Here is a 21,798-nt window from a genome sequence, read left to right on the forward strand (position 1 = left end):
TTGTTCTTATGGGATTTAAAGCTGAGTGTCTAACTGAATACTAATGAAAAATATGCATATAAGATAGGATTTAAGTACACAAAAATGCAAAAGCCACTTCCTTATAAAGAAGTGGCTTTTGTGTTTACCTGTAAAGTGTTGGAGTAAATTTTCTACGTATTACTTAGCCACCTGCCAAGTATTATCCGTTGGCCTTAATACTCCGCGACTTTTTACTGTAGTACCATCCATCAAATGAACAATATTTCGAGTAGTTACTTCATTTCTCCACATTAAGTCTGCTTTTCCGTCACCGTCATAATCACCTATATTTCCGATTTGCCAGTTAAGGTCTGCAACTTCATTGATAAGCGTGCTGGTGTCTATTTGGCCGTCTTTCATTAAATAAGCCCAGTTTCTTCCATCTGCTTGGTTTCTTAAAATAATATCTGCAGTTCCATCACCATTTATATCCCCTGTTCCAGCAATTTGCCAGTTCGTGTTTGCGGTAATTAAGCTGTACTGGCTTGAGATTTCGCCGTCTTCCATTAACCAGATATAAACTAAGCCCGTGGTAGATCTGCGCCATATAATATCTTCGTCGCCATCACCATCTATATCGCCCGTAGCGACGACATGGAAGTTAAGGTCTGTAACCCAAAGCGAAGGTTTACTTTCACCAATACGACCATTCTCCATTAAATAGAACCACGTATCTCCTCGTTCAACGTTGCGCCACATAACGTCGCCAACACCGTCGGCGTCAAAATCACCGTTGCCTACCAACTGCCAGGTTTCAGCGGTAACGTAGTTAAGCACGTAGCGGTCTTTGATGTTGGCGCCATCCATTAGATAAATGAAGTTTTTACCTGTGTCGTTGTTGCGCCAGAAGATATCTGACTTTCCATCGCCATCGTAGTCGCCAAGGCCATCCATCGTCCATGTGTATTCCTGAACAACATTAATTGGCGTTGCTTCTGATATTTGTGTGCCGTCCATTGCCCACAAGAAGTTCCAGCCTTTATTGAAGCTTCGCCATAGTAGATCCGCATTACCATCGCCATCTACATCGAACTTAGTGGGCTTATAACGTGATGGGTCAAACGGGAACGCATCGTCTTCATCGTTAACCCCATCATTGTCGTCATCTGGATCGAGTAAATCAGAGATAAAGTCCCCGTCGTTGTCCGGTGGTGTACTGCCGCTATCTGATGGGTCAGTGTTATTTCTAAACTCATCCCAATTTGTGTAACCGTCACCGTCAGCATCACCATCGCTATCGGCTAACAACCAGTTCATCGCGCCTAAATATCTAAGCTCCCACCAGTCAGGAATGTTGTCACCGTCGCTATCGTGATTAGGAGATGTAACAACGGCAGTGCCCGTAGGTATAACCGTTGAAATCGCCTGCATTAAAACAGGTGATGAGGTAGAACTTGCCACATAATTACCAATAAGTAACTTACCTGGAGGAAGGTTGTACCCCATGGAAAGTACGTAGTTTAAAGGTGATATGGCACCGCTGTTTAAGCTTCCTAATTCCCATCTGCCCCATTCACTACCATCACAAACACCTGAACATCCACCAGCAGTGGTACTGTTTGGATAGCTACTATATTGCGGCGCATTAGAAGTAACTCTGACTTCTGCAATTTGGGTAGGACTAGTGACTTCGAGCTCAAGATTTACCGTGGCTGTCGACTCACTGGTTATCGGAGTCGTGTACACATTTTCAACATCTAGAACGAAAGGCACTTGGTTGTGTATAGCAGTAACAAGGTTGCTTCTGCTTACGCTATCAGCATTGTCCTCGCTAATTATTTCCGCCTCTATTTTCATTGTTTGGCCGTTAGTTACCGTAGAGTTCGCTTTCAAGCTAAAAGCTACCGCACCTGAATGACTGGCTTCTATCGTTCCTAAGGGCCAGTAGATTACATTGCCTACCTTTTCATTTACCCCCGTAGCGCTCTGATAACTGTATCCTTCAGGAATGGTTACCTTCAACAGGGCATTGGGATATGCGGTTGCGCTTGAATTACCATAGCTCACTTGAAAGCTTTGAATTTCATTCGCTTTTATTACACTTCGTTGCGAGGAAAGCACCATTTCTAACGGCAGTACAGCTGAGGTTAACAAAGATTGTCTAGCAGTTACTTGCAAGTCACCAGAAGCTTCTGTTGCATAAGCAATAATGTCTAAGGGCTCGCCCGATACTGCATTGGTTGTGTAAAAAGGAATAGATATAGTTCTAGACTCGCCAGCCTTTAGGGTATCTAAAATCCAGCGACCTCTTTCATGATAGTCACACGCTCCACTGCAGCCCGCTGAAATTCCGGGAGAGGGGCGTGAATGGTGCAAACGTGTTCCCGTTTGAATATGTAATTGCACATCTGAAATGTCTAAAGCGCCTTCGTTTGCGACCACGAACTTTTGGTAACTGTATAGGTCTTGCTGGTGTAATGTGCTTGCTCGCGACGCTGTAACAGTTAACTTCACGTCTTCTTTAATTACTATGCTATCTGCAGAGCGTTGAACACGTTCAGTGCTATTGTATACCGCAGCTTCTAGTGAAATTGGCGTACCTTCAGTAAGCTCTGTATCCACGTCGAAGTACGCATAGTGCATACCTCCATCGCCAGGATTTACTGTTCCCAAATTCCATTGTAGCTGGCCATTTGCGATAAACGCACCGTCGCTCCCTGAAACAAAAGTAAGGTTTTCTGGAATAGGTAATTTCAACATAACGTCGGTGTACGCATCGCTACCTAATTGCCCGTACGTAATCTCATAGCGCACACGCTCGCCTACAGCAACTTGTTGCTTATCTGAAACAAGTGATAACTGCATATCATTATCACTCTTAGCAACAAACGTGGGTTGTAGCGTTAAGTTATATGATTTCGTAGCATCGTCTACATGAAGCTGAATTTCTAAAGGCTCACCCTTTGTAATTTGATTGTAATAGATAGGAACAACAACAAAGCGTGACTCACCGGCGCCAATTACAGGAAATGTCCACCTTGCCCATTCACCAGAATCGCAAGCCCCTGAACAACCACCTGTAATACCTGGCATAGGTAGTGTAAAGGCTGTTCTTGATGGAACCATCATAGATAAGTTGAGCTCACTGATGTCTAATGCACCTTTGTTAGCAACTAGCACTTTTACAAAGGTCAATTCACTTTCTTGGCTCATATCATTTTGTATAGTGGCAATAACGTCTAGGTTTAGCGTTCCATTAATAACAACAGAGTCTGTAGAGCGCTGAATCCAGTTCTCATCCTGGAGTATTGCTTCTGTTTTTACGATGTTACCGTTAGATAAAGGTGTAGAAGGCTTGATTTCTACGAACCGTGTTCCACCAATAGCAGGGTTAATAGTGCCTAAATTCCACTCTACGTTTGAGCCAACTACCGCTCCACCATCGCTACTTGAAACGTAATCAAATCCTTCGGGAATAGAAAAAAGCAACTTCATCGGCGTGTAAGCGCTAGTAGCTTGGTTTCCATAAGTAATTTGATACTTAATAGATTCGTTGTTAGCAACAATACCTTTATTTGGGGAGATAATTAAATCGACTGTTGATTCGTTTGCACGAATAACCGTAGGGCGCGTTCCTAGAAAGTATTCTCCGCTGCCCGTAAACACTTGAACTAAGCTTTCAATTGGCTCTCCAGAATCGGCATTGGTATTATAAGTGGGCACAGTTATTACTTTCGACTCGCCAGCACCAATGGTTCCTAATTCCCACCGGCCCCACTCAGACGAGTCACATGCACCACTGCAACCACCATTTATGGAGGGCCTAGCCAGAGTATGTGCAGTTCCAGGAGCGACCATGGAAAAAAGGCTTACCTCGGGCACAGCCACACCGCTGTTATTACTAACAATATAACGCATCACATTATAAGATCCCTCTTGCCAATAATCATTATTAGCACTTACCGTTAAGCTTAATTGCGGCAAGTTACTTGTCACCACCGCATCTTCCGAAGTGACAATAGCATTAGAGCCATTGAAAAACTGTGCACTTACTTCATCCACTTTGCCATTTGAAGACGAACCGGACTTTTTCAAAGTAAATAGATACTTATTACCAACATCTGGGTTCAATGCAGGCAAGGTCCATACGATTTTATTGTTGGAAACCGTGCCGTTATGAGAGGCAGACACAAAACTCATTCCAGCAGGAATATTCACTTCCATCGAAGGTGAGGCGATGCCCGTGTTACCCACATTTCCATAGGAGATCTCAAAATCCACATTCTCGTTGGCAGATACAACTTGTGAATTGGCAGCAACGTGCAGTGCGACAGATGGAGAGTTGTTGATTGTTGAAGGTTTTAGCACTTCGAGCGTATTGGACTGCCCTGAATAGGTTACACTGGTTGTTAACGTGCGTTCGTCGCCAGTTGATAGGTTAGAAGAGTAAACAGGGAGCGTGACCACTTTAAAAGCGCCTGGGGCTAAGTCACCAAATTCCCATCTAGCAGTTTCTGTGTAGTCACAAACGCCGCTACACCCGCCCGATATAGAGGGTAATGGATTCCTAAAAAATGTGTTTTCTCCAACATTTACGTAAAGAGTAACGTCACTTTTTGTAGAGCTTGAATCATTTGAAATAATTATCTTGTGGTAGACGTAACCACCTGTTGAAGCTTTGTCAGTTGTTTTTGTAACGCTTAATGTCATGGCATTTGCCATTGACGATATCATCATCAAGAAAGCGCTATAAAACAATATAGCTATGTTTATTTTAGGTTTGTAGTTACCGCAGTCCATGTGTCACCCGCCTTAATATTGCATTGAATTTGATTATTAATCGGAATTGAAGGGAAACTTAGAATTGAGCCGAGCTAGCCCTTTCACCTAGAAGATTTCCCTTTCTGTAAAATGAGCGGGTAACTACCAAATACACACCTGCTCACTTTTCAAACAATACAGTTTTTGATATTTTAAGGAATACGTAGTTAGCAGTACTTAGCCGTAAATAAAGACATTTAAGAATTTCTGTAATGCCAGTTGAAAAGGATTTGAGAAATGGCTACAAGAAAGCGGGTTAGAGGTGTTATCGCGTCACGAAATAAGCTTGAAGTAGCAATGCTTAATGCAGGCATTCGTTCTCAGTCTGAACTTGCTAAGCTTATTGCAGAAAAAGAAAACATCAACTCTCCCCCTAGAGACCTAGTTAATAGAACTTTTCGTCAAACAAGGGTTTCTCACCAAACTATTACTCGCATTGCCACTGTCCTGGATGTCCCCCCTCATTCGCTATTTCTTACCCAAGATGAGCTAGAGTCGGAAGAGGAGTTAAACCCAGCCTCGGTAATCGACTCGACTATTTATAACGACACATCAGAGCCTGCGGATAACAATGCAGAAGAAGATTTAGAGGCTTCTGAGAAAAACAACGCTATTATACCTCCCTCTTCACCGACTTCCCGAACAGCTAAAGTTAAATCTCAAAGACACGCAGGAACGCTTCGACCCACTCATATTGTGGCTTTTTTTATTATTTCTGCCGCTCTTATTTCGTTAACTTTACTCTGGAACACTAACGAAACTACTGTCGATTCAATTTCTCAGTCCATACCTAATGTACAGTCATTAATGATCATAAAAGGTAACAGTGAGTTAGAAAAAGAAGTAGCTAGGAACCTGACCAAAAGACTGAAGAAAGACTTCACAATATCTTCCGTTTCTATATCTGATATTGCAGCGAATGACTCGCCGTACTCGTTAACCGAGAGCTATAATGTTGATTTAGTCATCTCATTAGAATTAGTTGAAAAGGGTATATTTAAGGCGCTTTTGGGCTTTGCTTACACCACTACAAACAAAACTTTGCTCGCATCTTTGATAGACAGCGAAACTATAGTTACAGAAGAAACTATTGATAAATCCTCTGTCAAACTAGAAAGCGCTCTTAAACAGTATTTAGCTATACCTGAGTACACTTATAAGGGGTTGGACGAAACTAACACGAAAAACTATGTTTCTAGTCAAGCATTGCTTCACAAGGGCCTAAACGAAGGTAATGTTAATGCTGCTCTTGAGAAAACTCATCTTATATTAGCGACTGCGCCAACAAATCCATTGGCCTTAGCTCAACTTTGTAATTTGTATGCTCAAAAAATGTATTTAACAGCGGATGACAACTATTTAGTACACGCCACCGATGCTTGCAACCGGGCTAGCGAACAAGCTAAAGATAAACCGGAAGTGTTATTTTCATTGGCACAAAAAAGTCGTCGAGAAAATGACATCGAGTCTGCAATCGCTTATTACTCAGAAGTTTTAAAAGTAAGTCCTAATTATTCTTCCGCATATGTAGGCCTGACAGAAAGTTATTTAAAGAAATTTTTGGTGACTAAAAGCTCTAAAGCCATGTCGTTAGCTAAAGAAAATATTGTTAAAGCAAGTAGATTGGCCCCCAACGATTGGATGATTCCATTCATTGAAGCCCGCTTACATTATTACGAAGGTAACGCTTCACTTGCCTTAAAAAAATTCGAAGAGAGTAAAGATATTGAGGTCACTCAAAACGTTTTAGGTAACTTAGGCAGTATTTATTTTTGCAACGGAAACATTGAGGCCGCCTTTCAAAACTATAAAGCAATGGAACATGAGTTTGGTGCCTCCAATATTTCAGATCATCTGCTAGCAACCGCTAGCTTTTATATGCAGAAATACGACGACGCCATAGGATATAATTTGAAAAGCCTCGACGCTATGGCTGATACTAATAGTAATGGCCTCTATCCAATTTGGATTAATTTGGGAGATTCATATTTAGCTAAGAACATGAAACAAGAAGCAATGGAAGCCTATGAAAATGCAGTTAAGATCTCACAAAGATCTGACCAAAACACCACGGTAATGGTTGATCAGTTATACGCTTATCTTCACATATCTAGAATGAACCGCACGTTTGAAACAGGGTCGATAAAAGCAGGGATTCGTGAGGAACTTAGCAGCATTGAAAGCCAAATTTCTGACCCCGGCGCAAAGTTTCGTTCAATGGTCATTTGGGCTTATTTAGGAGACAAAGAGAAGGCACGCAACATTCAAAAAGTGCTTACATCGCAGTGTAAAGGTCTAGCTAAGTATCCCGGTGTGGAGGATATTTTAGGTTGAACTAATAAGCTATGTGATTGAAGAACACTTTATACAAACCTATCTAAATTGCTCTTCGCTAACTTTATACTCAAAACGTGAGCACTTTATGATTTACAGTTAAATAGTGAAATTAATAGTTATTCAGATAAGTAGGCTTTGTTTTCACCACAAAAACAAGCCTACTAAAAGAAAAAAGAGAGCAAACGCTCTCTTTTTTAATTTACTTGGCCACTTGCCAGTTGTTGTCGGTTGGCCTCAAGACTCCGCGATCTTTTATAGTAATACCGTCCATCAGATGGATGATATTTCTTGAAGTCACTTCATTTCTCCAGAGAAAGTCCACTTTTCCATCGCCGTCATAGTCGCCGATGTTAGCAATTTGCCAATTCAGGTCTGCCACTTCATTGATGAGAGTACTTGTACTTACTAAACCAGCATGCATGAAGTAAACCCAGTTTCGACCATCTACCTGGTTTCTCATAACGATGTCGTCGATACCGTCTCCATTTAAGTCACCAGTGCCAGCAATATCCCAATTAGTATTCACTGTATTAAGCGTATATTGATTAGCAATGATGCCATTTTCCATTAACCAGATGTAGTTTACGCCTGTTGTGCTGTGACGCCATATAACATCATCATCTCCGTCGCCGTCTAGGTCACCAGTTGCAGCAATTTTATAATTTAGGTCAGTTACCCAGAGAGACGGTTGGCTAATTCCAATATAACCGTTATTCATCATGTAAAACCATGTATCGCCTCGGCTTGTATTGCGCCACAATACATCACCTGTACCATCGCCATTGAAGTCACCACTACCAGCTAATTCCCAGATTCCGGCAGTCACATAATTTAAAGCGTAGCGCTCTTTTATACTTGCGCCGTCCATCAGGTAAATAAAGTTTTTACCTGTATCACTATTTCGCCAAAATATATCTGATTTGCCATCGCCGTCATAATCGCCCTGACCAGCCATGGACCACGTATATTCTTGCACGACGTTAATAGGAGTAGCTGAAGACAACTGGGTACCATCCATCGCCCATAGGAAGTTCCAACCTTTCGCAAAGCTTCGCCATAGTAGATCAGACTTTCCATCACCGTTTACATCGTTTATTGCTGCATAGCCAAGTGGCGTAGGGTCGGCAAGGTCGACAATACCATCACCATCATCGTCGTCATCGGCATTATTGCCAATACCATCACCATCAGTATCAAGCCACTCTGCAGGGTTTTGAGGGAACGCATCAACCGTGTCTAGCCAGCCATCGTTGTCATCATCTGGGTCGCTATTATTACCAATGCCGTCGCCGTCAGTATCAACCCATTCGAATCTGTCGTTTGGAAACGCATCAACGCTATCTATAACACCATCACCATCGCTGTCAGCCCCACTACCATTGTCTACACCTGGAATAACTATGTTATCCACCCAGGCTGAATCTAGACCATGAGAAACCGAACTATCCTTTGAAAAATCCCACTTAAAGGTGTGAGTGCCGTCAGAAATTGGAAACACAACGGTTTCAATTGCGCTTACACCAGACCACTGACCTTGTAATACATCATCTATGTAGAATCTTAAGAAGTCATAACCAGATTCTGAATCAACTTTCATATCAAAGCTTAAATCACCAGCAGCAGTTTCAAGCGTTAACTCTGCTGTTGCGGATTGCCCGTCTATTAGTGCATCTGGCACTTTCATACTATATAAGCCGTCTATAGGTTCTATATCGCTTATTTCCCAATTTGCGTCACCAGTAAGGACAAAGGAACTTAGTGCTGCGTCACCAGATTCAAAATCTAGTGCACTTGTTGATGGAGGAGCGCAGCTTAAAAAGCTACGTTGTGAACTTGCGATAGGTCTACCTTGAACAACAGTATTAATCACCGCTGTATGCTGCATTTGGTCAGCAAAGATATCCGCGAACGTTATTAGGTACTGACTTTGTAAAACGTCAGATAAGGTTGCGTAAATGTTTGCCAACTCTGAATTATCTGGCGCGTAATAGTAAATACCATAAGTTCTGTTTGCCAATTCTTGTAGTACGGTAGCATCTGCTTGCCCTAAACCTATTGTAAATACAGGTATGTCGTACTGATTAGAATTAGCAATTACGGAATCGAGTGTTCCAGTACTGGCTGTATCGTCACCATCAGTCAGAACAATAATAGCTTTTCTGCCCGATGTACTAGCAATATCAGTTAAAGCTACATCAATCGCATCGTACATTGCTGTTGCACCGTAGTTATCGAATGGAGAATCGATAGCAGCATAAAGCAAAGCAGTGTCTGTCGTTAAGGCTTGTACGACATTCGGCTGGTCAGAAAATTTAACAACCATACCCTCATCGGCATCCGACTTATTTTCAATAATAAGTTTAGCAGCCGTTTGCATACTAGTTATATCAGAAGACGACATAGAAGCACTGTAGTCCATCACAACCGCGAAAGTCGTTTTTGAATTGGCTGACTGTACTTGAGTGACGCTACTAATTGGAGAGGCGGTGCCATCAAGGTACAAGTCGAAGCTATTTATACCCAGTCCATCTAAAGGCACACCATTTTGATCGTAAACACTCACCACCGCTTCAAGTAGCGGGCATTGATATTCTACTATTTGGTTGATGCCTGTATTGTAATCGCGGCAACTATCATATGTAGAAAACACTGAACCGAATTGATTCTCATCAGTAACTTGAACTTCAATGTTGTGATCTGAACCACCATTTGTAGGGTCTGTAAATGTGACTACATACTGACTTTGAATGCTTGTAACTATTGATTGATAGATGTCTTCCAACTCTGTCGACGTTGGAGAATAATAGCTTAGGCCACCAGTTCGCTGTGCTAGAGTGCTCATGGCATCTCTATCACCAGAACCAAGTGTTACTGTATAAACAACAATACCAAGACGATTGGCATAATCGACCACTTCGTCAATATTGAACGATGAGTTATTGTCAGAGCCATCAGACATTGCTACCACAACCTGCCTACCTGATTGGCCAGATACATTCGATAGAGCCTGATATACGCTATCGTACAATGCAGTTGAACCACCCCTTCCAGCGTAATCTTCAGGTATTGAACTTGTAACAAGAGCAAGATCATCAGTGAACGGCTGTATGACGTCTACGCTACTTGCAAATTTGATTATGCTAGCTTGGTCGCCAGGTTGCATGTAAGACACGAATTGTGTAGCTGCAGCTTCCATTGAGATGATATCAGTAGAATTCATTGAACCGCTGTAGTCTAAAGTGAAAGCGACATTTAACACTGATGAACGTACGTTGGAAACTAAGTTTACGGTGTTGACCTCCACCGGGTCACCGTTTATATAAATTTCAAAATCGTCAGCCGTAAGGCCTGATATGTTGTTTCTGTAGGAATCTAGTACCGTTACCGTCATTTCCATTTCAGGACATTGACCGGTTGTATTGATATTGGTAAGCAAAGGCACTAGTGATGCTGTAATCTGACCAGATGCGTCGCCGGCCAAACTCGTGTTTTTTACATTTCCGTATGCTTTAGGCCACGCTGACTCAGCGAGCGAGGTCGATGTTTCGAAAGCGATTAGCTCGTCATTATCGTTACCGACATAAAGTGTACCGTCTGAAACTAAGGTTGCAGACGCATCGAAATCATAAAAACCCGTTTCGTTCGAGCTCCATAAAAAATCACCTGCATTGCTAAGAGCATAAAACATATTGTCCCTGCTACCAAAGTAGATAGACCCATCTGCTCCAACTACTGGGGTACCATAAACGTAACCACCTGTGGTATAGACCCAGTTGATACTGCCAGTTGAGGATAACGAGTAAACATTGTTGTCTGCCGAACCAAAGATAATATTTCCGGCGTTATCAATTGCTGCTGAACCTCTGATGTCATTGCCTGTTTCAAAAACCCACTTTTGCGTGCCGTCAGGATTGAGTGCATACATCTTGTCGTCAGTTGAACCGACATACACTGTACCTATTGCGTCGATAGCTGGTGCACCGTAGTTATAACCTGTTGTTTCAGCTTGCCACTTCAAAGTACCGTCTGGATTCAACGCATAAATATCTCGATATTCAGACACAACATATACTGTACCGTCTGTAGCTATCGCAGCACCTGAACTGAAATCGCCGCTCCCTTGAAAAACCCATTTTTGTGTACCATCTGGATTTACAGCATAAAATTTATTGTCGTCAGAGCCTACATATATCGTCCCATCTGAGCCAAGCGCTGGTGTAGATGAAACATTGGCACCTGTAGTAAATTTCCACTTCAACGAACCGTCAGCATTGATTGCATAGAGCGAGTTATCAGTGGAACCGACGTATATCGTGCCATCCTGACCTATTACAGGCGAAGAGCCGTAATTTGTATAAGAATTATAGGTCCAAAGGTGTGAGCCGTTGATAGAATATGCCATTAGTCCATCATAGTAAGTACCAATGTAAATCGTGCCATCTTCAGCAACGGCTGGGACGGTTATAACATCACCAGCATTTAAATCGACAGACCATTTAATATCTCCTGGCGCAGCATTTGCGGCATTGGACAGTAGGAAAACTGTTGCCAACAAGCCAATGCAGAAGTAACTGTAAAGTTTCCTCACCTCTATATCCTTATATTAATCAATAACTAGTGTTTTATCTGAACGATAATTTGGTACATCAATAGACACGAGATTGCCATCGACTACATAGCTGCTTTGAAGCACCTGCCTTTGGCCATCGTTTTCTTGCCACGCTCTAGGACGACTTACATAATGTGTTGTACCGTTATACGCGGTGATAAGAAGGTTTCCTTCACTATCCATAGTCACGGTGGATGCTTCCGAAAAGCGCATTTCTATATCAGATATGTTACCTTCGGGTGTAACGTGGAAATCAAAGTCGACTTTTCCTCCATCAACATATTCAATAACATCAATACCAGAATAAACGTCTTTTGTTCGTTTAAAGCCGTAATTCAGTAGTGAAGTTGGTTGCTTATGGATATCGCCCGTGGTCACTGTTTGAGCGTTTTTATTAGCATCTAGTAACTGTACTTTAATACGTGATTGGCCGTTCCCGTCACGGCTGGTAGATGAAAAAACATCAGTAGTCAGGGGTTCGTCCTGCTCTAACTGCTGTTCTTTCAGCCTGCTTTTTTGGGGTTCAGAAACATTGCTTAATATACTGCTGGGTGCTTTTGGGTCACCGTTGCCGTATTTAACATCTAGCTCTTTTTCATCGCGTTTGACGACAGAGTGAGTATCTTGAAGGGGTTTCTTTTCGTCGCGTGTGGTGTTTAGGTACAGTAAACCACTAGCAACGCTTATGACGACCATCCCTGTTATAAATGAAATACGCTTCATTTACGGAGTTCCTTTCCTTAAAACATTATTTCAAAATAACATAGAACTTATATAAAAAAAAGGCGGTTCATGAACCGCCTTTTTAATTTAGTGTAAGTAGACCTACTTAGCTACTTTCCATGTATCGTCTGTCGGTCGTAATACTCCGCGACTTTTGATTGTCGTTCCGTTCATTAAGTGGATAAGATTACGAGTTGTCGTTTCGTTTCGCCACATGAAATCTGCTTTGCCATCGCCGTCATAATCGCCAACATTGCCAATTTCCCAATTTAAATCCGCAACTTGATTAATGAGAGTACTAGTTTCAATTTGACCATCTTTCATTAAATACGCCCAATTTCTACCATCAACTTGATTGCGTAGAACTATGTCATCAGTTCCATCGCCGTCTAAGTCTCCGGCCCCCACAATAGACCAATCTGTATTGATGACGTTGAGGCTGTATCTGCTCGCTATACCACCGTTTTCCATTATCCAAATGTAATTGCGGCCAGTACCATTGTGACGCCAAATTATGTCTTCTGCGCCGTCTCCGTTGACGTCACCTGTCGCTGCTACTTTGAAATCTAAGTCTGTTACCCAAAGAGATGGTTGGCTTGTTTCAATAAGCCCATCTTTCATCATGTAGAACCACGTGTCTCCCCGTTCTACGTTACGCCACATTACGTCGCCTATACCATCCCCATTAAAATCACCGTTACCCACTAATTCCCACCTACCTGCGGTTACGACATTTAGCGCATATCGACTCTTAATACTTGCTCCATCCATCAAATACATGAAGTTCATACCTGTAGCGCTATTTCTCCACAGAATGTCCGATTTACCATCACCGTCATAATCACCGAGACCATCCATTGTCCACGTATACTCTTGTACTACATTGATTGGGGTAGCAGCAGATGTTTGAGTTCCATTCATTGTCCACAAAAAGTTCCAACCTTTATCGAAACTACGCCATAGCAAATCAGATTTACCATCTGCATTGAGATCATTCACTGGCGTGTAGGTTCTTATTTCTTGTGCTGACCAGTTAGCAGGATTAAAAGGAACGTCCCCATCGCGGTAATCACCTCCCAACTCCGGAATACCAGCCCACGCCCATCTTATACAGTCACCTTGTTGATCCAAAGTAATACAATCTAAAGAATTAAAATCTAGGTAAGGAGAAATCAAAAATCCACCGTCTAGCCCAAAGGAGCAATCGCCTCCATTATCTAAAAATGTAAACCCTTGTACACAGACCCAAAAATCTAATGTATTACCAGAAATACTCATCCTAGCGGCGTGCGAAGGATCAGCGGCTCTTATTGCTAAGTCGCTAGTAATGTCGTACTCAATACCTGATAAAGAGGCACTTACTACATTAGTAATTACGATTGTGTCATTATCTTCAAGCAACGCACCTTCTACTACAGCAGTTAATTCATGCCCAGCAGTACCTCGAGCGTTGCCATCAAATGTATATGTAAATGAAAACAATTGAGTTGAAGCATCTGTTCTTGATGCGTCTGTAGGGAAATCGTCAACTACGTCCGGTACTCGGTCTCCATCCGTATCAGAATTTGTAGGGTTCGTTCCTAATGTAAACTCTTCAAGGTTGGTTAACCCATCATTATCCGCATCTTGATTGGCGTCATTGCTATTTAAATGATTAAGACCATAACTTTCTTCGAAGTAATCTTCCATGCCATCGTTATCGTCGTCGTCGTCATCAGAGTCGGATATTCCGTCACCGTCATTATCACCGTCAAATCCACCTGCGATATACTCATCTTTATATTGACTAAGATCTACTAACTCCAAGTAATTGATACGAGGAGCAATCCACACACCACTTGTACCACTAGAAACGTCTTCGTAAGTACTGTATTCCAATACAAACGTTAATCCATTATCGTTGGTTGTTAGCGGTATCCAGTTTCTCTCTCGAATAGCATAACTAGAGTCAAAGTTTAACGAGACCTTCCCATCTAACACTGTCCATGTCCAACCTGAAACTCCCATTAGGATCGTATCATTGGTGCAGTGAACACCTCGATTGAAAGTACCGTCACTGTTGAAAGAGTAAGCAAATAACATGTCGCAAATAGGCCAACCATTGTCATTCGCCCAAGCGTCAATACGACCGTTAATATTAGCGTTATAAACAAAGGGAAAGTTTGAGACTAACCCAGAACCAAAATTTTTAGCCGAGCCATCAATCGCCACCAGTTCACGAGCAAAGCGATACGTTTCCCCCTCAGCGCTTACTTCAACGAGAACAGTCCACACCGATTCATTAACTCTCTGTATGGGGGTGATAACAAACAGAACTCCATTCATATTAACTAGAATTTCGTTACTTCTAAGTTCAGTTGTATATGCGTCTTCAAGAACTTGACTTATTGATGTTACAGGCGTGCTCGATAACTCGAAAATGTCATGCACAATCGAATTTACTTCGTCACCGAATTGGAAGTCGATTTCATCGACAATTGGAATAGCAGCACTCATCCCCTCTAAGCCGTCAAACGTAATTCCTCTATCTGCTATTCCAAACTCGAAACGTACTCCATTATATACGTTTGTTGAAAACGCAGAAATTTCCGTCTCACCTTGCCAGCCCCCCTCAATTCCATTCACGACATTTTCTGGGATATAGAGAATTTCCTCTACTGTAACACTTGCAGTAAGGTCGAAATAGCCGTCAGCTGCATTGGTTATAGTGTAAACAACATTGTCAGTTACACTTGACCATTGCAAAGATGGTGTTTGTGTTATCAAGCCCTGCTCAAATGCTGCGATGAGCTGGTCAGCAACAAGGTCGCCCCATCGATCTCGGTACGAACTGGTGTAGACATCATACTCCTGAAACGACGAGCTTCCGTGGGATTTGTCTAGATAAGTTTGGGTGAGCTGATTTCCAGCTGCGGTAAAAACAATATCGTAGGAGGGAACAATCTGTGTTTGTGTATAATCAGAGAAGCTCCATGAGCCAGAGTTTGACTTGACTAATATTCCTTCGACGATAATCCCATATTCATCAAGGGAGGTTTTGTCAACCGAGAGAATTAATGACTCGTTGTCTATCAACTCTTGAAAACTTTGGTAAGTTGCAGCACAAACTTGTGTAGAAAGTGAAGCTAGTGCAATTAATAAGCATTTAGCTAGAACCAAGCGAATGGTACTCATGAGGCGTCCCTGTCAATAATTTAAAATACTAATAGATAAATTTTTTATTACATTAGAGCACGCTGTTCATTTTTTCAACGACGAAACTAAAAAATAATGTTTACGCCTATCTCACGGAACATTTGATTTACTTCCGTGTACCAAATGAAAAAGCCACTTGGAAAGTGGCTTTTATCAAACTTGCAAGGTCCTATAAGGATGTAAAAATACCAACAGACTCGAAGATTTTTCTCATTTTTTTAACGCCATTTTGGTAAGAAAAATTCTCCTTAGCTAGTATTTCGCTATTTTCACTAAACTGTTTCCAAAGTTTGTCATCGTCGTACAGCTTTATAATTGCCTCAACCCACTCGTCTACGTCATCGGCAATTAACGTATTAATTCCATTTGTGAGACCAGTTCCTTCCGCAGCGATGGAAGTAAGGATAGTAGGTGTAGCATATGCTAAAGCGTCTAAAACTTTACCTTTGATCCCCGCGCCAGAGAGTAAAGGCGCTATAAATACTTTATGATTGTGGTAAACGCCATCTAATGTTTCTGCAAAACCTTTTACCTTAACATTATCACTTTCAAAGTCCTTGAAATGTTCGGGCATTTTACTGCCGTAAATATAAAAGGTGATGTCAGGTCGTTGAACTTTCAGTTTCGGCATCACCTCTTTAACCATATATTCCACAGCTTCCGTGTTCGGTTTATGGTTGTATCCACCAAGAAATGCAATACCTTCTCTCTCGTGGAATTGGGGGCCGCTATCTTTTGGCTCGACTATCCAAGGAGTAATATGCATATTGGCTTCTTGCGCTATATGGCTCGAAATTACTGCCTGTTCTGTAGTATTGTATGTAAGAATGGCGTCTACTTTCTGACAGACCTCTAACTCTTCATCTCTCGTTATTAGGGCCAAGTCCATAGCCTCCTCATCATTTTGAACCAAAGCTGCACGAATTTCTCTAAGGAAATGAAGGTCTGCATTATTGAATAGGATTGGTTTGCCTGATTCTTTTATTACATCGACATACTTTTGTGCGACATCGTATCTAGTAATATAAACAGCATCCATCTCACCTAAGCGGCGCTGTAATACATCATCCAATGAATAATAGAACGGCACATACAAAACCTCTACACCCATTTTTTGCAAAACACTGGTGTACTTACCCATAGGCGCTAAATTCGCTGGCACGAAGGTAACTTTAAATCCTAACGCCAGCATCATTTTTATCTCTTGTAATGCAGCATGACTGCCAGCGTCCATTCCTTGCATCGGTGTAGCATAATCTACAACCATTACACGCTGTTCCACATTTCTATCTTTTTCTAGATGCAAATTACTAAGAGATGGTTTGGCCCCTTTTTTATAAGTGTTAAACCATTTTCGTCTAAACGTTGTTTCGTTAACTACTTGATACTGCTTTAAGCCCTTAGTTACGTCTGTGCCATGAGACTGACCTTCAAAATGAATCACTTCAGAATGCGGTACATAAAGTACCTTATAACCTGCGTCTCGAACTTTAAATGAGAGGTCAGTATCTTCGTAATAACATGGTGCGTATTCTTCACTGAATTTACCAACCTCTTCCCACACTGATTTAGTCACACACATTGCTGCGCCAGTAACATAATCGACTTGACGTACATAGTTCCAAGCTGGATCAAATGGATTTCCGTCACGACCTGCGTTCCAAGGTTCTCCTGTTGCCCATACTATTCCACCCGCTTCTTGCAAGGTTCCATCTAAATTCAATAACTTAGAACCTGTAAGCCCCACATGTTCATCTGCTTCGTGTTGCGCCACAAGTTCGTCAAGCCAGTGACTTTTCACTTCGGTGTCATTATTTAGGAAAACGATATAATCGCCTTTCGCAAGCTCAGATGCTTTGTTGCAACTCTTCAGAAAGCGTAGATTTTCGTCGTTTCTAGACACGACCAGATTGCCTATTATTTCTTCAGCTTTTGCTGTTTCATCAGTAGAACAATCATCGGCTAAAATGATTTCGAAAGACGTTTTGTTGTATGCAAGAAAAACGGAGGCAATGCAGTGATAAGTAAGCTCAAATTTGTTATATGCTGGAATTATTACAGAAGCTACAGGGTTTTCAACCTTAGGAAGAGAAAATGACGGGTATACTTTTCTTCCCTGATAACCCTCAACCAACACTGTATGTGCAATAGACAAATCTTTGATATCGCTTACTCTATTTGAATCACTTAGATTAAGTGTTAAAGACTCGTAACGACCATTAGCACTAGCAGGTTTAGAAATGAAATGAGCTTCTTTTCTACTATGATTTAAAAATTCCCATGGCGTGAGGATTGGGTCACCTTTTATTTCCAACTTTCCATAGCTTGCAACTTCGCCTTGCACGCCTACGTTTATGACATGGTATGCATTATCAAGAAATTTTGCTGGAACCCAGATGTGAGATGAGTGCATTTTCTCTTTTTTACTGAACTCGTAGGTACCAATTTTTTCTTTGCCTATGCTAAAGGTAAGAATCTTGCTCTCGTCGCCGATGCTATGATTATATATTGTAAACGAAAGCTTATTGCCTAACAGGTTTTCAATTGTCACGCTTGCAGATGGTTTTGAAATTTCTATTTCAAAACGAGATCTTGCTATGACCTTTTCAGTTTGTTTGCATTTTATAACAATTGCTCGACCTGCTTCCATAAGTAAGGTATTCACTTCAAAAGAAAAGGCGTGATTCCCCTTGTTAATACCCCCAGATTCAAGATCTTTTCGATATAAGTCAGCAACCCCCTCTCCGAGAAGTACCCCCTCGTCATCGTACACCGCCAGTTCGATTGGAGATTCGTCGCCTACTCTCGCAGCCCATCCCTGTAACACGCCGCTTTCAAAACGGTCTATATGGCCCTTCAAGGTCGATTCTAGCTCCGACATATTTTTCCTCAACTTCCTCTGAGCACAATTGAATGCATCTAATATAAATTTAAGACAATATTACCTGATATCTGCAAGTTCTCAATCTAAGTACTTTTAGACCTCAAATAGTACAATCTACAATATTGGTTTTCTCTATACTTTGCACCAGATAATGCGGTTGTAGTAACATCTCATGCAAATTATCGAATGATGACAATCCTCACATGGAGAAGTAGGTGCTTAGCGTTTTCAAGAAAAATAAAGGCAACATTACAGAAGCTTCAATAAAAAACCTCATAGAAACTGAGTTCGATGCTGAGTTTTACGCAAAAAAATATAAGTTTTTGGAAACAGACGACTACCTTAGCCACTTTTTAAAAGAAGGGTGGAAAGAAGGACTAGATCCATGTGAGTGGTTTTCAACAAGTAAATACTTGATTGCCTACCCTGATGTAGCCGCTTCCGGTGTCAATCCATTTTTCCATTACTTACATTACGGAAAAGCCGAGGGTCGCAACGGAGGTCTAGTCGCAAAAGGTAATGACGACCTGCGTTCTTTAGTTAGAACAAATAACTTCGCCGATTTAGAGTACGAAAACTCTAAATATTTTAAAGAAGCGAGTGACATTCTTGGCACTAGCACTGAATTCTCTTCGAACGATTTTGAGCGCTTTGCAAACTGGACAAAAATAGTACCGAAAGCAAATGGGCCTCATCCTCATGTAAAAGCTTTCATCGATTCAGTGAAAGCCACTGGAAGTGGAAGTGAAGCAGTCACTTCTGGGTGGGTTATACGAAAGCAAAATTCCTTTATATGGTTTGAAACGAATCAAGGACAAGTTCTTCCGATGCGTTCCGCTTTTTTCCAGTATCGTAAGGATGTATACAACGCATTTGAAGATGAAATGACTGAAGCGTTACCACTTGCGGGTTTTGTTCAAGCGTTGACAGCATGTAATCCTGGGACAGTTCTCAAAATTTACGCTTTATCTTCAGAAGGTGCTCACGAAGTCGCTCAGTGTGAAGTTGAGCGTATTGAGTCTACGCCAAAAAAACTGGCTGAATTTTTAGCCACGATAAATACGCCCTTATCAGAACTCCCAAAGCGAATTAGCAAAATTGATGAACCTTTAATTTCCAGTGCCATAGCGCAAAAAAATAAAGCTATCGCTGCTATGCCACATGAAGTATATAGCTTTGGGGAGTGTAGCAATCCTGAAGCAAGCATAATCATTCCCCTGTACGGCAGAGTGGATTTTGTAGAAGCGCAAATGCAGTGTTTCTCAAAAGATCTCTTTATTCAAAATCATTGCGAATTGATTTACGTTATCGACGACCCTACTTTGGTTGAGCCTTTTAAAAAACTATCTAGCGATATCCATGCGCTTTATAGCATACCTTTCAAAGTTGTTTGGGGTGGATTAAATAGAGGTTTTTCAGGCGCAAATAATTTGGGTGTTGAATACGCAACGGCGCATTATCTTCTATTTTTAAATAGCGATGCGTTCCCTACGAATCCAGGTTGGGTTGAACAGCTTACGGATGTTTTAAATAGTAACTCAGACTTTGGTGTCGTTTCTCCTCGCCTTTTGTTCGCAGACGGCTCCATTCAGCACGCTGGTATGGAATTCGTTTATAGGAATGAGTTGTCTATTTGGACTAACCACCATCCGAATATGGGCATTGACCCGAGTTTAGATCCACACACTGAAGCGACTGTAGTACCCGCCGTAACTGGCGCATGTATGCTTATGACTCGCGCCTTATTTGATACAGTAGGTGGCTGGGACGACGGTTACTTGATAGGCGACTTCGAAGATTCTGACTTGTGTTTCAAGATAAGAGAACAAGGTAAACATTGCATATACGTTCCCACTGTTGAGTTAACGCACCTAGAGCGACAATCGTTCAACTTAACCGGCGCTCCCGATTTCAGAACTAAAGTGGTAATATATAACGCTACCCGCCATCAAAATAAATGGGCCTCATTACTTCAACAAAGCGTTAGCAAAGGTTAAAAGGAAGCAACTAAGCACATGAAACAAAGAATTTTAGTCGTATCTCATGGTCACCCAGACTTCAGTTTGGGTGGTGCTGAAATTGCAGCTTATAACTTGTATGAAGCATTCAAAAAAAATGACGATGTGGAAGATACGTGGTTTCTCGCCCGCGCCGACCGCGGTCGAGGCGTTACAGGTCAAATTCACAAGCGCCGTGACAACGAATACCTGTGGGAACAAGGTGTGGCCGATTGGCATTTAATGAAATCTGCACATCAAGAATCTGTAACCACATGGTTTGTTGACTTGCTTAAATCATTAAAACCTACCATTGTACATATTCATCATTACGCGCATATCGGGCTTGAGTTCATACGCGCAATTAAAAAGTATGATAGCAACATTAAAGTTTACCTAACCCTTCACGAGTACATGGCCATTTGTAAACACAATGGCCAAATGGTCAAGACGGGCGAAGGTATGAAGCTATGTAGCAGCGAAAGTTTTGATGAGTGCAGAGGCTGTTTTCCAGAAAATACTGCCGAAGATTTCTGGCTAAGAAAGCATCACTTTGAATCTACTTTTGATCTAGCCGACGGGTTCATTTCCCCCTCCGAATTTTTACGTCAGCGATATATCAACTGGGGTATTGATGAAAATGATATTGTTGTTATTGAGAACGGTCAGAGCGACTTACCTCCGTTAGCCCCCCGTGCGATTGAAGATGGTGAAACCAGGAATAGATTCGGTTTTTTTGGGCAAGTTAACCCATATAAAGGAATAGACGTTCTTTTAGAAGCTTTGCGCAGCATGACAAAAGACGAAAGAAAGTCTGTTCTTGTCGAAATTCACGGGACGAACTTAGAAACCCAGTCAGGTGAGTTTCAAGTAAAAATTAAGAAATTAGCAAAAAGTCTTATTAAAGAAGGCTGCCTTCGCTGGGTCGGCCCTTACAGGCCAGAAGAGCAAAGAGCAAGATTAAATGAGCTTGATTGGGTAATTGTTCCATCAGTATGGTGGGAAAACTCACCGATGGTTATTCAAGAAGCTTTCACCGCTGGAAGACCACTTATTGTTTCAAATATTGGTGGAATGGCGGAAAAAGTAAAAGATGGTGTTGATGGTTTACATTTTAGTGCCCGAAACCCTCTAGAATTAGCAAACAAGTTAAAATACGCGGCAACTGACAAAACAATATGGAATGATTTTTATCAAAACATAACGTCTCCTCTCAGTTACACAGAGTGCGCTGAAAAACATTTGTCTTTCTTCGAAACGCGATAATTTTA

General features: G+C 41.6%; 8 protein-coding genes. 3 read left to right on the forward strand and 5 right to left on the reverse strand.

Translation table 11 applies throughout. The annotated features are described in order from the left end of the window. Positions 1-159: 159 nt before the first annotated feature. The gene (locus BZA03_RS16060) at positions 160-4,698 is read right to left on the reverse strand and encodes an FG-GAP-like repeat-containing protein (RefSeq protein ID WP_181417307.1); all 4,539 of its coding nucleotides are present in this window, start codon (positions 4,696-4,698) and stop codon (positions 160-162) included. A 321-nt stretch (positions 4,699-5,019) separates the two neighbouring features. Between BZA03_RS16060 and BZA03_RS16065 the strand changes: the two genes are divergently transcribed. Then, the gene (locus BZA03_RS16065; protein ID WP_110289323.1) at positions 5,020-7,116 is read left to right on the forward strand and encodes a hypothetical protein; all 2,097 of its coding nucleotides are present in this window, start codon (positions 5,020-5,022) and stop codon (positions 7,114-7,116) included. A gap of 202 nt (positions 7,117-7,318) precedes the next feature. On the opposite strand, the gene BZA03_RS16070 is transcribed toward BZA03_RS16065, so the two are convergent. The 4 genes from BZA03_RS16070 to BZA03_RS16085 all read right to left on the reverse strand — a co-directional run bounded on the left by BZA03_RS16070 (position 7,319) and on the right by BZA03_RS16085 (position 18,527). Continuing rightward, positions 7,319-11,707, reverse strand: a complete 4,389-nt coding sequence (locus tag BZA03_RS16070; RefSeq protein WP_110289324.1) for a VWA domain-containing protein — start codon at positions 11,705-11,707, stop codon at positions 7,319-7,321. Positions 11,708-11,722: 15 nt separating this feature from the next. After that, positions 11,723-12,451: a hypothetical protein gene (locus tag BZA03_RS16075; RefSeq protein WP_110289325.1), complete on the reverse strand. Its 729-nt coding sequence runs from the start codon at positions 12,449-12,451 to the stop codon at positions 11,723-11,725. Between the two features lie 102 nt (positions 12,452-12,553). Next, positions 12,554-15,625: a VCBS repeat-containing protein gene (locus BZA03_RS16080; protein WP_110289326.1), complete on the reverse strand. Its 3,072-nt coding sequence runs from the start codon at positions 15,623-15,625 to the stop codon at positions 12,554-12,556. Between the two features lie 190 nt (positions 15,626-15,815). Beyond that, positions 15,816-18,527: a glycosyltransferase gene (locus BZA03_RS16085; RefSeq protein ID WP_110289327.1), complete on the reverse strand. Its 2,712-nt coding sequence runs from the start codon at positions 18,525-18,527 to the stop codon at positions 15,816-15,818. 218 nt (positions 18,528-18,745) lie between these two features. Here BZA03_RS16085 and BZA03_RS16090 point away from each other — a divergent pair, with 218 nt between their 5' ends. Further along, complete coding sequence (locus tag BZA03_RS16090; RefSeq protein ID WP_110289328.1) at positions 18,746-20,527, forward strand: glycosyltransferase family 2 protein; 1,782 nt, start codon at positions 18,746-18,748, stop codon at positions 20,525-20,527. Positions 20,528-20,545: 18 nt separating this feature from the next. Next, complete coding sequence (locus BZA03_RS16095) at positions 20,546-21,793, forward strand: glycosyltransferase family 4 protein (RefSeq protein ID WP_110289329.1); 1,248 nt, start codon at positions 20,546-20,548, stop codon at positions 21,791-21,793. Positions 21,794-21,798: the final 5 nt, after the last annotated feature.

The sequence above is a fragment of the Alteromonas sp. I10 genome, from assembly GCF_003201515.1.
GTDB lineage: Bacteria > Pseudomonadota > Gammaproteobacteria > Enterobacterales > Alteromonadaceae > Alteromonas > Alteromonas macleodii.

Excerpts from the sequence above, each read along its gene's own strand:
- BZA03_RS16075 (WP_110289325.1), bottom strand. The coding sequence starts at position 12,451 with ATGAAGCGTATTTCATTTATAACAGGGATGGTCGTCATAAGCGTTGCT.
- BZA03_RS16060 (WP_181417307.1), bottom strand. The coding sequence starts at position 4,698 with ATGATGATATCGTCAATGGCAAATGCCATGACATTAAGCGTTACAAAA.
- BZA03_RS16095 (WP_110289329.1), top strand. The coding sequence starts at position 20,546 with ATGAAACAAAGAATTTTAGTCGTATCTCATGGTCACCCAGACTTCAGT.
- BZA03_RS16085 (WP_110289327.1), bottom strand. The coding sequence starts at position 18,527 with ATGTCGGAGCTAGAATCGACCTTGAAGGGCCATATAGACCGTTTTGAA.
- BZA03_RS16065 (WP_110289323.1), top strand. The coding sequence starts at position 5,020 with ATGGCTACAAGAAAGCGGGTTAGAGGTGTTATCGCGTCACGAAATAAG.
- BZA03_RS16080 (WP_110289326.1), bottom strand. The coding sequence starts at position 15,625 with ATGAGTACCATTCGCTTGGTTCTAGCTAAATGCTTATTAATTGCACTA.